Here is a 14674-nt window from a genome sequence, read left to right on the forward strand (position 1 = left end):
GAAATCCAGGTTTCAGCAGATACCACGTCCGAGAAAACGAGCTGCGTGAGCCGACGTGATAGATTTTGGACTTATCTGCCGCGCAGAGTTGGTTCTTCGTATTTGCTGCTGGTCAGGTAACGTTAGGTTGGGAGTACGATATGGAATTACCAACGCTGACGTACGAAATGATAGCCGTACTGAGTCTATTGTCTTTTACGGTCTTACTTTTTGTTACCGAGATTATACGGATCGATGTTGCAGCAATTCTTGTAATGGTTTTGCTTGGCGCACTGAGCTATCTACCGGGGTTAAATAATCTAGCCGATATTTCCAACCTCTTCGAAGGTTTCTCCTCCAACGCTGTGATGTCCATCATCGCAGTTATGGTAATTGGGGCTGGGCTTGATAAGACTGGACTTATGTCAAAGGTCGCGGCCTTGATCCTCAAGAATGGTGGCACGACAGAGGCCCGGATAATCCCCATAATTTCAACAACGGTTGGTGTCATCAGCTCTTTCATGCAGAACGTCGGAGCTGCTGCGCTTTTTCTGCCCGTTGTGAGCCGCATCTCAGCACGTACTGAAATCCCAATGAGTAGGTTGCTTATGCCCATGGGGTTTTGCGCGATTCTGGGTGGTACGATCACATTGGTCGGGTCGTCGCCCCTCATCCTGTTAAATGACTTGATCGTTTCGGCAAATTCATCCCTTCCGGCTGACCAACAAATGGAGACATTTGGGTTGTTTTCAGTCACGCCTATCGGTGTGATGCTGGTGCTGACAGGGGTGCTTTACTTTGTGCTATTTGGTCGTTGGGTCCTTCCAGCGCAGCGAGAGCGTGGAGAAGACGCAAGCTCAGCTCGGTCCATGCAGACCTATGTAGAAAACACCTATGGGCTTAGGGCCGATATGTTCGAGATTCGTGTTCCAGAAGGCTCGATCTTGATTGGACAAACGCTCGCGGATGTCATGGTCGCCCATAATATTTACATTCTTGGTACATCCTACCGCGGCCACAAGGTCATCGCGCCGATGGCCGATACAAAGATCGAAGCCCCGGCGCGGCTCGCAGTGCTTGGCTTACGTCGGGTGGTTGAGCATCAGTTCGCTGAGCCTTACGGCTTAGAGATACTACCCCAACTAGATGTCTTTGCAGATGATTTCGCGGCGACTCAATCAGGGGTGGCAGAGGTTGTTATTCCTCCCGGTTCTTCAGTGATCGGCCAGACTCCGATTGATTTGCGTCTCCGTCAAACACATGGGTTGTCTTTGTTAGCCATTCAGCGTGGCGAAGAAACACTGAGCCACGTTGAAACCGAGGATCATGCAGCCACGCATATCGGGCAAGTTCCTTTGCAAGCCGGCGACACATGTGTGGTGCACGTGCAGTGGGATCGTCTGACACGACTGAAGTCAGACAGGGATTTCGTCGTTGTAACCTCGGACTTTCCCCAGGAAGAGTTGCGGCCACACAAGGTCGGATGGGCGCTCGCCTTCTTCCTAATAGCGTTGAGCTTAATTTTGTTCTCTGATCTGCGCTTGTCATTGTGCCTGTTGATCGGCGCTATTGGGATGGTTTTGAGCCGGGTGCTCTCGATTGATGAAGCCTACGAGTCGATCAGTTGGAGCACAGTTTTTCTGCTCGCTTCGCTGATCCCGTTGGGCCAGGCGGTTCAGAACACCGGCACTGCGGATTGGATTGCAGCGCATGTGTTGGCCCTCCTTAAAGGGTGGCCGCTCTGGTCTTTGCAAGCAGGAATCGCCGTTTTGGCAACGGCGTTCACGCTGGTCATGTCCAACGTAGGTGCAACTGTTCTGCTGGTGCCGCTGGCGGTTTCTATTGCCGTATCGGCGGGTGGTAACCCGGCTGTGTTTGCTCTCACCGTGGCAATTTCAACGTCCAACTCATTTTTGATCCCAACACACCAGGTGAACGCGTTGATCATGGGCCCGGCAGGCTACCGGGTGGTCGATTTCGTTCGCTCGGGTGGAATCATGACTCTACTTTTCTTAGTTGTCTCAATGACCGGACTTGCGCTCTTCTTCTGATGCGCTTCTTGGCGATCCGCATTGCTGAACTCTGCTTCAGCTCAAAAGAACTGGCAAGATGAGGCCTTTGAGACCAATCCTTTTGTCGGAGCAGCAGATCCGAGATCTATACAAATGGAACTTCGCTGCGAGCAAGAGAAGAAGGGCGGCGAACAAATGCAAACCTGACGCCGACATACCCTGGTACTGGACCGTTTTTGTTTTATCGATCACTGTTGCTTGGCCAATACCGTCGGCATATTGGAGAGTTCACAATGAAGTTCCTTCGAACACCTGACCATCGGTTTGACGGGTTGCCAGATTTCGCATTCGGCCCGAACTATCTTGATGTGGATGATACCGAAGGCGGTCGACTCCGACTGCACTATTTGGATGAGGGTCCGGCACAGGCACCGCCTGTATTGTTGATGCATGGAGAGCCCACCTGGTGTTTCCTGTATCGGCACATGATCCCATTATTCAAAGATGCGGGCCACCGAGTTCTGGCGCCTGATTTGATTGGGTTCGGACGGTCGGACAAGCCAGCTGAGCGGTTCGATTACACCTACCAACGCCATGTAGACTGGATGTCCGAGTGGTTGCGGAAAGTTGACCTAACGAGCATCACATTGGTTTGCCAAGACTGGGGCGGACTCATAGGCTTGCGGCTAGTTGCGAGTATGCCCGAGCGGTTCTATCGGGTAGTTGTGGCAAACACGGCCTTGCCCACCGGTGACACTCCCTTGGGCGAGGCATTTCTTTCTTGGCGGGAATACTCGCAATCCGTTCCTGAATTTAATTCGGGACGCATCGTATTCGGCGGCACAACATCCAAGATTTCCGATGAAGAGGTCGCAGCCTACAACGCACCGTTCCCGGATGCGCGCTATCTGGCAGGCGCTCGACAGTTTCCAATGTTGGTGCCCGACAAACCCGACAACCCAGCTTCAGAAGCCAACCGAGCCGCATGGAAAACCCTAAAGACCCTCAACACTCCGTTTCTGACCGTTTTTGGAGAAGATGACAGGGTCATGGCGGGAGTAGACAAAGTGTTCCAAAAGTCGATCCCTGGGGCAGTTGGTCAAAACCATACCGTTGTGCCTAAAGCCGGGCATTTCATTCAAGAAGATGCTGGCAGAGAGCTAGCACAGGCGACTTTGAAATTCATTAAGCAAACCTAGCTGGTATCAGTCTAGTTTCTTCCCCTGTTGCCTCAATTCACACCAAATTTGCGACGCAAGTGCTCGGCCAAGGCCGTTATGCGACGTGGTTGGGCTCGGCTAGGCGGAAACATCATTTGCAAAGGTTTCGGCGGTGGGAGGAAGTCGCGCAAGACAGAAACAAGTCTGCCAGATCGAACATCTTCGCCTACATCCAGTTCTGACTTCAATACGACCCCATGGCCTGCAATCGCCCAATCGCGGATGAGTGAACCATCATTGACTATTCGATTTCCCTTTACCGATACGCGCTGGGCATTTGGCCCTGATCCAAACTCCCAAACGTTGTCGATCATGTCGCCAAACCTCATGACCAAGCAGTTGTGGATTAATAGATCTTCTGGTTTTTCGGGCGTTCCGAATGAGGCCAGATAACTTGGGGACGCACATACGAAACGTTGGTAGCTTCCTAGATTTCGCAACCTGAGCGAGCTGTCTGTGATGTTGCCAAAGCGAACGGCGAGGTCGAAACCCTGGCCCACAAGGTCGACATAGCCGTCCGAGAGGGACAGTTCGATTGAGACGGCTGGGTTCTCTTCGGTGAATTCGGCAATAACCTTGGAAACAATGCTCCGTCCCAAGTCAATCGGCGCGCTTATGCGAATTGGACCAGACAGAGTTTCGGCACCGTGCCGAACAAGTGTATCCAGGTCCGCAACCTCACTGAGTATGCTTCTTGCTCCGTTAGCTAGTGTCCGGCCTTCTTCGGTCAGGCTAATGGAACGGGTGGTGCGGTTGAACAAAACCACTCCGTAATGTGCCTCGAGAGCCGCGAGCCGCTCGGACACTGTCGTGCTCGACATCCCTGTGTCGCGCGCCGCGGCCACAAGACTGCCTTTCTCGGCTATGGTCAGAAACAAGCGAAGATTGTCTAAATGCATTAAACGGTATTTCCGGATTATATGTTCGATTATACTCCGTTTATCCCGAAAAGACTGCGGCGTAAATCTAACGCATCGCGCAAATACACAAGGGACCTATTCCAATGGCCAAGTTGACAATCGTCGCCAACATCAAAGCTAACCCCGACAAGACTGACCTCGTAAAGGCCGAGCTGATCAAGCTCATCGACATAACCCGTGCCGAAGAAGGTTGCATTAACTATGACCTGCACCAGGACAACGACAACCCGGCTCATTTCGTGTTCTACGAAAACTGGCAAAGCCGAGAGCTTTGGCAAACCCACATGGGTGCTCAGCACCTTGCGGCTTACCTGGAAGCAACAGAGGGCGCCGTTGCAGAATTCACGTTGAATGAGATGACAGTCATCGGTTGATTGAGAACCGGACAAAGGAGCACGTTATGAAAGCCGTGGGATACCTTGAGACAGGGTCGATTGATCGGGCGGACGCCTTAATCGACTTTGAGGCCGACAAACCGACGCCGAAAGAGCACGACTTGTTGGTGAAGGTGCAGGCCGTGTCAGTGAACCCAGTTGATACGAAAATTCGTCAAAAACGTGCTCCTGTAGGTCCAATACCTGATATTCTGGGGTGGGACGCAGTAGGGATCGTCGAAGCAGTTGGTGAAACGGTTGAGACTTTCAGTCCGGGAGATACAGTTTGGTACGCCGGGGCAATAAACAGATCGGGGACCAATGCTGAGTTTCATCTGGTAGATGAACGTATCGTCGGGTCAGCGCCAAAGTCCATATCTGCAAAAGCAGCTGCGGCGATGCCGCTAACGACACTTACTGCCTTTGAGATGCTGTTCGACCGCTTGCGAGTTCAAGATGCCGTTTCCGGCGGGACCAATACGTTGTTGGTTATTGGTGGCGCAGGCGGTGTCGGGTCGATCACCATTCAATTGGCCCGGGCTCTTACTGAATTGACAGTGATAGCGACGGCGTCCCGACCCGAGACACAAGACTGGGTTCGAGAGCTGGGTGCACACCATGTCATCAACCATGCGGAACCTTTTGGTTCACAACTCGAGGCTCTCGGTATCGACAGCGTGGATTTCATTTATTCGACAAACCATTCCCAGCTTTATGCTTCCCAAGCTGGAGAGGTGATGACACCTCAAGGTCGCTTTGGGTTGATTGATGATCCTGAAACCTTCGACATCGCGCCGTTCAAACCTAAATCGATCTCATTGCATTGGGAGTTCATGTACACTCGGTCGCTTTTTGGGACTGGAGATATGAACCGTCAAAGCGAAATCCTGAATCAGGTCGCCGGGTTGATAGATGACGGAAAGATCAGATCCACAGCGACCGATACACTTGGTAGGATCAATGCTACAAACTTAAAGAAAGCGCATACTATCCTTGAAAGCGGCAAGGCCAAAGGAAAGCTCGTGCTTGAGGGTTTTAGATGAGAATTGAGCGGCTGGATCATGTGAATATCGTGACGACTAAGTTGCCTGAGATGGTTACTTGGTATGAAGAGGTCTTGGGTTTAAAACTCGGGGCCCGCCCTGATTTTCCGTTTCCCGGAGCTTGGTTGTATGCGGGTGATCACGCCGTGGTTCACCTTGTGGGTCACGAAGGAACGCCTAATGTCGGCTCCGAAGTGAAGCTCAAGCTCGAGCATTTTGCGCTCTCAGCCACAGGGTTGAGAGCATTCGAAGAAAAACTGATCTCGTGTCAGATCCAGTATCGCAAATCCGAAGTCCCGGGATCCCGAATGATCCAAATCCATGTGGCCGATCCTGATGGAAATCACATTCACATAGACTTTGAAGAAACTGAATAAGTGGCTAACCCGCGAAATAGTCGCAACGCAAAATCAAGCCGGTAACTTCTTGCCGATTAGGGATTGAGGTCCTTGCCGGGTTGCTTCCAAGACTTGCGTGGGCCAACATTTTTTGGGCGGTGCAAATGTCGATTTGGAGATCAGTATGCCGGACCTCAAAACAAACAAGAAAAACGTCATCGCTTTCTACGAAATGATGTTCAACGAGTGTCGACCTGCCGAGGCCATAGAGATCTTTGTTGGGGAAACCTATACGCAGCACAACCCGCATGTTGGCGACGGCAAGCAAGCCTTTGTCGAGTACTTCGAGCGTATGGCTGCCGAATACCCGGGAAAGCGTGTGGATATCAAACGTGCCTTTGCTGAAGACGACCACGTTGTTTTGCATTGCCACCAAATCTGGCCCGATGGTCTCGAGTACGCAGGGATCGATATTTTTCGCCTGGATGTCGATGGGAAGGTTGTCGAGCACTGGGACGTTCTTCAGGAGGTTCCGGCAAACAGCGAGAATGAAAACGGCATGTTTTGACTTAACTGTTCTGACAGCGGCGCATGGAACATTGAAAGGTCCTGTCGGCTGAAGCACGATAGTCAAAGGGCATAAGTCTGATCCAAGAAAGCCGCCAGAGCGTATTTGTCAGGAACCGTCGAAAGGAGACAAAAATGCTTCCGACCAGAATTATTGCGGTGTGCCTCGTACTTTTCGCAGCTACCTCGCTTCACGCCGGAGTTCAAATTCGCTTCATAGAAGGTGCACCAAAGGACCGTTTTGTTCTGACGAATGTCGGAACGTGCGAAGTAGAAGCCTCAACCCTCAAAATTGACTTGTCGCAATCTACCGGACGCCTGATTTTCGATGTCACCGAAAATGGCGCAGGCGTAGAGGTATTCCAGCCGCTTGAAATCGTTGAGGGTGTTGATGCACTGCGGCAACTTCCTTTGGTGGTGGACGGGCAAAATACAATTGAACTTGAGATCGCCGCCCTCGCGGCTGGGGACAAACTCGCCTTTACCATTGATGTTGATGATACAATCGGGCAACGCGAAATCACCGTAACCGGGTCCGAGATCGAAGGCGCAACAGTGTCATATGCCGACGCAGTTGAGACCAATACTGCAACCTTCTCTTCCGACGCAGTTGTCAACGTAGCGACCAAGGACTGCTGAAAGCTGCCTTACAATGTCGAACTGGATGGTCCGCATAGCATTTCTTGCCCTCGTGATGGGAGGCGGCATCCTGATCGGGACACTGACTGCACCTGGCGAATGGTATGCTCAGCTTTCTAAACCTGCTTTCAATCCACCAAATTGGATTTTTGGTCCGGTTTGGACGGTGCTTTATGTCTTGATAGCCATGGTTGGTTGGCGCCAGTTCGAAACAGACCGAAGTTCGACCGCAATGAAGCTGTGGTGGGCGCAGATGGGTCTGAACTTTTTGTGGTTCCCAGCCTTTTTCGTACTGCAACTGCCGTGGTTTGCCCTTGTGGTCATTGTCGCGTTGTTGGCCGTAATCTTCATGTTCATCGCTCAGGTCAGGAATTCAGATCAGGTCTCCGCATTGGCCTTCCTGCCTTACTTCGCGTGGGTCGCATTTGCCACGGCGCTGAACCTTTCCATTGCGATACTGAACTGAGAAGGAACAATATGCGTGCCAACTTCATTGGGCTTGTTTCAGGTCTATTTATCATCGGATGCACAATGGCTCAGGCTGATGGAAAAATTACTGAAGACTTCTCCAAGTCTCCGGAGACGCGCTGGGACTACATTGCCGACACCGTTATGGGAGGGGTCTCTTCAGGGCAGGTGCAGTTTCATTCGGAAGGTGATGTTGCATTCGCGCGGTTGACCGGAACCGTGAGTACAGAAAACAACGGCGGCTTCATCCAGTTCCGACGCAAGTTACCTGTTCGACCAGATGAGGGTGTATCAGGCGTCAGGTTAGTGGTGCGGGGCAACGGCGAGCAATACTTCGTTCACCTCAGAACACGTGGCACGGTGCTGCCCTGGCAATACTATCAGGCCGAGTTCGAAACTTCTGACGAATGGACCGAGGTTTCTTTACCTTTGTCAAACTTTAAGGCTTCAGGTGCCCTGTTGCGCTCTATTCCCGTCGCTGACGAAATCACCTCAGTTGGAATTGTCGCCTACGGGCGCGATCACGACGCCCGTGTAGATGTCAGCGAGATTGGTTTTTACTGAAGGTCGCCTGGACGATGGCCCGAAATACGTCAGGGTGTTTCCCATTCGCTGTAGACGCGTGTCCGAGAAGAGCGACACGCGGCCAGATTACTTGTCAACAAACCTAAAGCTGTGACCCAATTGGTAAAATACCTAGGAAACCGGAAACTATGTGATCCCAAGCTGATCCTGTCGGTTCGGATTCATACTCAAGGACGTTGCCATCATCGCCTCTTGTTGTCCATTTAAGCTGACCGGCGTGCTCTAGCGTTACGTTATATGTGTATGCGGGTAGCGCGTCGTCCAAGGCACCCATAGTCCGTGCGGTCAATGCTGGTGAGTCAATCAGAATTCCCATTTCGGTGTTGATGTTGACAGACCGCGGGTCCCAGTTGAACGACCCTACGAACAAGTATCGGTCATCAACTGCAAATGCCTTGGAGTGTAGGCCTGATCGAGATTGAGCCCAGTTAATACCCCGACGTTGGACCTGATAGGCGTCGGGGCGCAGTTCGTAGAGTTCTACCCCACCGCGTAGAAGTGCACGGCGTTTCTTGGCGTAGTGCGCGTAAACGGGTGCGACGTCGTTAGATGCAAGTGAATTGGTCACAACCTTTACGTCGACCCCGCGGTTTTCGAGTTCGGTCAGCCATCTCACACCGTTGTTGCGCGGCACGAAATAGGCGGACACGATGGTCACCTCACTGCTGGCATTCTCAAAGTGCGGAAGCAATTGAGATGCCAGGACGGGACCTGAGTTCTCGAGGCCGGCGGCTTTCGAGGGCGGATCAGCATAAAGTTTCGCAGGCAGCCAATCCAGTGACAGGGCTCCATCCGCGAAGTTCTCTTGCGCTGATTTTCTGAGGGCAGCGCCGTATTGCGTTTGCCTCGCTTCCTCGACCAGTTCGTTCAACCGGACTCGTGCATCAGCAAGGTCAAATTCTTGGGGTTCTCCAACGACCACACGAGCCGGAACGGCGAATTCGCTGTTCCAGAATGCGTCAAAGCTTTGCGACACCTCGCGCACAACTGGGCCTGCGGCCAGCACATCCAGATCGGCATAGTTCATTTCTTTCCGCGCCAGAAAATACTCGGCACCGATGTTTCTGCCACCCACTATCGTGAACACGTTGTCCGCCGTCATGGACTTGTTGTGCATTCTGCGGTTGATGCGTTTGAAGTCCGTCAGACCCGCGAACAAAAGGCTCTGATCGCGCCAAAACGGATTGAACAGCCTGATTTCAATATTCTCGTGATTGTCCAATGCGGCTGTCATCGCGTCATAGCTGGACGTATCCATGTCATCCAGCAACAATCGGACACGAACACCCCGATCTGCGGCCTGCAATAGACTGGCTGCAAAGAGGTGACCCGTTGGGTCGTTGTGCAGAAGGTAGTATTGCGCGTCTATCGTTCGCTCGGCCGCAGCCGCCAACAACAGCCTTGAGACGAGCGCTTCTTCGCCATCACTGATTAGCTTGACGCCTGACCGACCGTCTTTGGGATTCCCAAGGCGATTGGCCGCCAGGCCCAGAGCTGTGCCTGAAGTCGCTGGCAGCGAAGCCGATACCGTCTTTTCATATGTGCGGGTTTTTGGAGCGCAAGCTACTAGAGCCAGCGCGCAACAAACACAAACCAGGAACTTCCATCGCGCCATTTGCTTCCTCCAACCCTATGCCTTAGGTGACTACGCCGGAGCACGCGATTGCAAGTTTGTTCTATATAGCCTGAGGTTGTTTCGTTTTTGGTGTTGATTTCGCACATCCTACTTTGTCGATTGGCGACTGTGACGGCGCGCTAGTTCGAACGAACTCTGGCAGTTCCCCAATAGGCGGGAATTTAACCAACCACTCGTGGTATTTGATGGTGACGCGTGGATTGCAATACTTGACGACATGCCCATCTTGCCTCGAGGATTGCCGTCGCTGCTCCTAGGTGCAGATAGCATGGTGTTCTGATCGTTTGAGGTCGTGCTTTGGGCGGCGCTGGTTCTACTTAGTCCCGTTCGCTGTCTAAAGCTTCGCGTATGAGCGTCAGATTCGGCAGCGTTTCATGAAACGGCTCAGGCCCGAGTTCGGACATCACCGGACCGAGGGCTGTCGACATCCGATCCATACAAGCTTTCAAAAACTCCGCGCCTCGCGGTGTGGACCGGGCAATTTTTGAACGCTTGTCATTGGGGTTGGCTTCAAGGGTAATTAAGGCATGACTTTCAAGACTGGAGAGCATGTGCGTCATCGACGTCTTGGGCACTTGAAAAGCGTTCGATAGCTGTAGTGGCGTCTCTCCCTCGCGGCGCCGGACCAGGTGGCCCAATATGCCAAATTGGGTTGCGGTCATTCTGCCAGGTAAGAACGCTTCTAGCTTGGTCGAGATCAACTGATTGATGATCCCGACCTCGGTGAAGAACCGGTAGACTTCGTTGGTCTCATGTTCAGGCTTCATTCAGAATTCGTGTCTCCAGCGGCCAGCGGGGTGTGGCAATTGGTTCGGGCCCATACCCCAAACGCAGCAACATTTGCACTGTGTGCCCTGTTGGCGCAAGAAGCTCATGCGCCAGAGCGTATTCATCGGCCATCTCGGGATATTCCTGCAGTGCCTGACTGACCGGATGAACGCCCAGGCCCATTTCGGTTGTCTTCAGGTAAAAACGCATCAATCGACGCCCGGTATCGAGTTGATCGCTTCGCGTGTTTGTAGCCGTCGTGATGACCGCGTATTGCGGCGTCGCGTCTAGCATGGCGAAGTAGCCTCTCATGTGTGACTGAGTGCCTGGGTGGTCAACGTTCATCAGGGTCTCATTGTCCAACAGACCTGCTAGTCGCAGTGTTTCCAACATGGGATCACGCAGTTCAATCCCGTCAGGGTTGGCGTTGATTTCTGCTTTCCCGATCCGCATGAGGTCGACGGATTCTTTCAGCGTCTGCGGTGTACGCATCTCGATTTCAAATGCGCGTTTCGTGAGGTCTCGAATACGGGCCACTAGACTCTCATCGGAAATCAGAGTGGCGTAGTTTTCAAGGACTGACATTTCCGCCTCGGACAGCCGCTGTTCAGTGTACGGTTCTTTGTTGGAATGCCGTTTGAGGATTTGATCTGATAGTGGATCGGATGTCCCGCCTGGCACAAACACTGCTTCTGCGATGGGTCCGTCATCCCCATCTGGCAGTAACTTGACCTCGGTATCGAACCCGAAAGCACTTGCCGCCAGTACCATCGTCTCAACAAATGCCCCGAGGCCAATATAGAGCTGACGGTGGTAAGGATCGGTCTCCGGAAGCTCACGATCTGTATCACGGTGGATGCGCACCCTGTCTTGCTCAACCAACTCGACCAGCCAAGGTTGCAAGTTGTGTGGATTGGGGGCGAGAATTGCGTAGGACAAAGCGGCTTTGCGTGGGTCGTCATACGGTTTTGGCGTCCACGGAGCCAACGCGTCATGCGGCGTGCGTGTAGCGAGGAACGCAATCGCGCCCGTTGCCGCCAGTATCGTGCCTCCGCCTAGAATCTTGAGAAAGCGTCTTCGGTTTGACATCTTGACTCTCCAATAGTGCGATATCGTACTAATTTAATACGAATTCGTACCATATCAACCCCAATCGATGCAGTGATTGGTTGAGTGATTTGAAAAAAGAAAATCAGAACAGCCGGACGCAACCGTGGACTGCCGTGGGCGACAAGTATTCGGGGCGCCTTTGATGTCGAAAATTGGTAGTTATTTTAGTTGATTAACGACCGGACACGAGAAGATCAGAGGCTGTTGAGCCGATGCTTTTCGAGTATCCCGCAAAGCATAGCCTGCGCTTGCAGCCTGTGTTCTCGATGACGTTCGCGGGCGGCATCTGGACGACCTTCACTAATCGCTTGAAAAACAACCCGGTGATCTTCATTGGATTTGACGGGCAGGGGCCTGATGAACAACGTCGTTGCGCGCGCGCGACGCACCTGGTCGCTCATCATGGCAACAATCGCTTCGACCCGTTTGTTGCCGCCCAACCGAACGAGCTCCTGATGAAACAACTCGTCGGCCTCGGCCCAGGCTTCAAGGTCTTCGGCTTCGATGGCTTGGTCCATCTTTGCAATTGATCCAGCAAGTACCGCCAGTTCATCTTCGGAATAACCCGCTTCGGCAGCGCGCTGCGCTGCGAGGCTCTCGAGTTCCGTCAGTATGTCGTAAATTTCACGCATATCATCTGATGAAACAGGTAGTATCCGCACGCCCTTGCGGGGCCGCATTTCCAGCAACCCTTTACTTTCCAACATCAACGCAGCTTCCCGTATCGGGGTGCGGGACATGCCCAGAGTTTCGGCGAGTTCCGACTCCAGATGGTCAGTCCCGGCGGCAAGTTCGCCGGACAGGATCATCTGCCGCAAGTCCCTTACAGCGCGCTGCGTATTGGAAAGAGTTTTTGCGTCCTGATCCTTCACGGCGTCTCCAGGTTGATTTTTCGTCCCTCCGCAGCCGAAAGATAGATCTTCTCTTCAATGCGGATCACGTCCAGATAATCTCGGGCCGAGTTCTCTAATGGCATGCCCCGTAGAAGGCCTGAAACGACGTGACTTTGCAAGGCGTGGACGCAATCTCCGCCAAATCCATCATGATCGCTCGGAGGTAGAATTTGCTGTCGCTCCTGTTTTCCAAATGCGCGGAGTTCTACTGACCCGTCGCCGTTAAGAACCAGTGATCCATCTGTTCCTTCGACGAGAGCTTCGCCCATGGTCTGACGCAGGTTTTCGGCGCTGTGGTCAAGGCACCTGTTCCCATCGAACAGAGCTTTCAAACCGTTGGGGTGGTCAAACAGGATGTAACCTGCATCCTCGCCCGCGATAACGGGGTTAACTTGACGCAAGTCCGCATAAACTGCGCTGGGCGCATCGAATAAAAATCGGAATGTGTCTACCCAGTGAACCGCTGTTTCATGAACGAGGAAACGTGGCATATCCTGAAAGTACGGCTGCCGGTCTAGGTAGGCGCTTGGTCCCTGTCCGTCACCGGGTCGAAGTCGGAAAGTCGCTTGTAGAGGTGTTCCAATTCGACCCTCGGCCATCGCCTCTTTGATTGCGCGATACCAAGGCTGGAAGCGAAAGTTCTCGTGTATTACAATAGTGGCACCAACGGCTTCAGCCTCTGAAACAATCTTCTCAGCTTCATCCAGAGACAAGCAAAATGGCTTTTGGCAGATCAGCCACTTGATACCAAACCGCAATGCCGAGCGGATTGCCTCGGCCTGCGCCACAGGCGGAAGGATGATGTCCACGAGATCCGGTTCTTCCGCCTCCAGCATTTTTGACAGATCATCGTAAGCGGCCAGTCCTGTTTCCTTCGCCTTGTTGATATCACGGTTGCAGGATGCAATCAGAACCGCTCCGGGCATTCGGGACCAGCTTTCGTAGTGGAACCTGCTGAAGTACCCCGCACCCACACACGCGACCCTGATGGCTTGTTGAGTATTCATGCCCGCAATGCTTCCAATACCGACGCGGCTGCGTCCTGCGTTCCGGCGGTGCCACCTAAGTCACGCGTCAGGTTCTGTCCGTTCGCAGTCACCTTTTCCACGGCTTCGCTCAACCGTTCACCGTCGTTGGACAGGTCTGGATGATCATAGGTCAACCCCAACCATTCAAGCATCATTGCTGCAGACAGGATCATCGCAAAAGGATTGGCAATACCCCGTCCCGCAATGTCCGGAGCGGAACCATGGCAGGGTTGGAATACAGCGTGATTCACCCCGATATCCGCTGACGGAGCCAGTCCAAGACCACCCATGAGACCCGCGCCAAGGTCGGAGAGGATGTCTCCGAACATGTTCTCAGTCACCAATACATCGAATTCCCAAGGCTTTTGAACCATCCATAGAGCGGTGGCATCAACATAGGCATGGTCTGCCTGCAATTCGGGATGGTGTGCAGCTTCTGTATCAAACATCGATCTGAAGAACGCAAAAGCGCGGAACACATTAGCTTTGTCGACACATGTAACTCGACCCCGACCGCGCCCGGTTCTTTTGCGGTTCTGGGCGAGTTCAAACGCGAAACGGAACAGTTTTTCGGACACCTCACGAGTGATCAGCAGAGTTTCACGTGCTTCGTGTTCGGTAACTTCGCCAGTGCCTTGGGTGAAGAACAGTCCTTCTGTGCTCTCGCGTATCAAGACAAAGTCGATCTCTTTTCCGGTGGGCAGCGCCAAGGGGGTCATTTGTCCGCTGCTTACCTTTACTGGCCGTACACCAGCGAAAAGTCCCAGTTGCTTTCGCAGATCGATCTGCGGTGAAATCTCGGTTCCGTCAGGGTAGCGAACGTCCGGCAAACCCATTGCAGATAGCAGAATCGCGTCGGCGTTGCGTGCAGTTTCGAGTGACCCAGCCGGAAACGATTCTCCAGTTTTGGCGTAGTGGCCTGCGCCCGCCGGAGCGTCTGTAAACACCAGTTCGTATGAAGGACTGCCGCGCGAAAGCTGGTGCAGTATTTCAAGCGTAGGGGCCATAATTTCCGGGCCGATTCCGTCCCCGTGGAACACTGCTACATCATAATTTTTCTTCATCTTAGCCCGCTTCCTTCCCGTTTCGCATTC

The 14674-nt window shown here is 52.9% G+C and carries 16 protein-coding genes; 9 read left to right on the forward strand and 7 right to left on the reverse strand.

The genetic code is table 11. From position 1 onward, the window contains the following. Window positions 1-140 precede the first annotated feature (140 nt). Window positions 141-2030, forward strand: coding sequence for an SLC13 family permease (locus ACR0B0_RS19975; RefSeq protein WP_480649289.1), 1890 nt, complete (start codon window positions 141-143; stop codon window positions 2028-2030). A 254-nt stretch (window positions 2031-2284) separates the two neighbouring features. Continuing rightward, on the forward strand, window positions 2285-3190 hold the full coding sequence (locus tag ACR0B0_RS19980) for a haloalkane dehalogenase (RefSeq protein WP_170352045.1): 906 nt from the start codon (window positions 2285-2287) through the stop codon (window positions 3188-3190). Between the two features lie 32 nt (window positions 3191-3222). On the opposite strand, the gene ACR0B0_RS19985 is transcribed toward ACR0B0_RS19980, so the two are convergent. Beyond that, complete coding sequence (locus ACR0B0_RS19985) at window positions 3223-4110, reverse strand: LysR family transcriptional regulator (RefSeq protein ID WP_170352044.1); 888 nt, start codon at window positions 4108-4110, stop codon at window positions 3223-3225. 104 nt (window positions 4111-4214) lie between these two features. Here ACR0B0_RS19985 and ACR0B0_RS19990 point away from each other — a divergent pair, with 104 nt between their 5' ends. The 7 genes from ACR0B0_RS19990 (at window position 4215) to ACR0B0_RS20020 (ending at window position 8124) form a co-directional block, all read left to right on the forward strand. Then, window positions 4215-4505, forward strand: a complete 291-nt coding sequence (locus ACR0B0_RS19990; RefSeq protein WP_170352043.1) for a putative quinol monooxygenase — start codon at window positions 4215-4217, stop codon at window positions 4503-4505. A 26-nt stretch (window positions 4506-4531) separates the two neighbouring features. Beyond that, complete coding sequence (locus tag ACR0B0_RS19995) at window positions 4532-5548, forward strand: zinc-binding alcohol dehydrogenase family protein (RefSeq protein WP_170352042.1); 1017 nt, start codon at window positions 4532-4534, stop codon at window positions 5546-5548. Next, on the forward strand, window positions 5545-5925 hold the full coding sequence (locus ACR0B0_RS20000) for a VOC family protein (protein WP_170352041.1): 381 nt from the start codon (window positions 5545-5547) through the stop codon (window positions 5923-5925). Before ACR0B0_RS19995 ends, ACR0B0_RS20000 begins: the two co-directional genes overlap by 4 nt. Before the next feature lie 145 nt (window positions 5926-6070). Next, a complete protein-coding gene (locus tag ACR0B0_RS20005) occupies window positions 6071-6454 on the forward strand; it encodes a nuclear transport factor 2 family protein (RefSeq protein ID WP_170352040.1) in 384 nt (127 codons plus the stop codon). A 134-nt stretch (window positions 6455-6588) separates the two neighbouring features. Next, window positions 6589-7092, forward strand: coding sequence for an aggregation factor core (locus ACR0B0_RS20010; RefSeq protein ID WP_480649291.1), 504 nt, complete (start codon window positions 6589-6591; stop codon window positions 7090-7092). Between the two features lie 13 nt (window positions 7093-7105). Further along, on the forward strand, window positions 7106-7558 hold the full coding sequence (locus ACR0B0_RS20015) for a TspO/MBR family protein (protein WP_480649293.1): 453 nt from the start codon (window positions 7106-7108) through the stop codon (window positions 7556-7558). Window positions 7559-7623: 65 nt separating this feature from the next. Then, window positions 7624-8124, forward strand: coding sequence for a CIA30 family protein (locus tag ACR0B0_RS20020; RefSeq protein ID WP_480649295.1), 501 nt, complete (start codon window positions 7624-7626; stop codon window positions 8122-8124). Between the two features lie 103 nt (window positions 8125-8227). Here ACR0B0_RS20020 and ACR0B0_RS20025 read toward each other — a convergent pair whose 3' ends face one another. The 6 genes from ACR0B0_RS20025 to ACR0B0_RS20050 all read right to left on the reverse strand — a co-directional run bounded on the left by ACR0B0_RS20025 (window position 8228) and on the right by ACR0B0_RS20050 (window position 14644). Continuing rightward, complete coding sequence (locus ACR0B0_RS20025) at window positions 8228-9760, reverse strand: phospholipase D family protein (protein WP_480649297.1); 1533 nt, start codon at window positions 9758-9760, stop codon at window positions 8228-8230. Between the two features lie 338 nt (window positions 9761-10098). Beyond that, a complete protein-coding gene (locus ACR0B0_RS20030; RefSeq protein WP_480649299.1) occupies window positions 10099-10548 on the reverse strand; it encodes a MarR family winged helix-turn-helix transcriptional regulator in 450 nt (149 codons plus the stop codon). Then, a complete protein-coding gene (locus ACR0B0_RS20035) occupies window positions 10538-11638 on the reverse strand; it encodes an Acg family FMN-binding oxidoreductase (RefSeq protein ID WP_170414921.1) in 1101 nt (366 codons plus the stop codon). The genes ACR0B0_RS20030 and ACR0B0_RS20035 overlap by 11 nt, the downstream gene beginning before the upstream one ends. Window positions 11639-11853: 215 nt before the next feature. Then, complete coding sequence (locus tag ACR0B0_RS20040) at window positions 11854-12531, reverse strand: GntR family transcriptional regulator (RefSeq protein ID WP_170352034.1); 678 nt, start codon at window positions 12529-12531, stop codon at window positions 11854-11856. Continuing rightward, window positions 12528-13559: a Gfo/Idh/MocA family protein gene (locus ACR0B0_RS20045; protein ID WP_480649301.1), complete on the reverse strand. Its 1032-nt coding sequence runs from the start codon at window positions 13557-13559 to the stop codon at window positions 12528-12530. The genes ACR0B0_RS20040 and ACR0B0_RS20045 overlap by 4 nt, the downstream gene beginning before the upstream one ends. Further along, entirely contained in the window at window positions 13556-14644 is a 1089-nt protein-coding gene (locus ACR0B0_RS20050) for an isocitrate/isopropylmalate dehydrogenase family protein (RefSeq protein WP_480649303.1), read from the reverse strand. The genes ACR0B0_RS20045 and ACR0B0_RS20050 overlap by 4 nt, the downstream gene beginning before the upstream one ends. Between the last annotated feature and the right edge of the window lie 30 nt (window positions 14645-14674).

The organism is Ruegeria sp. BA12 (genome assembly GCF_056539625.1).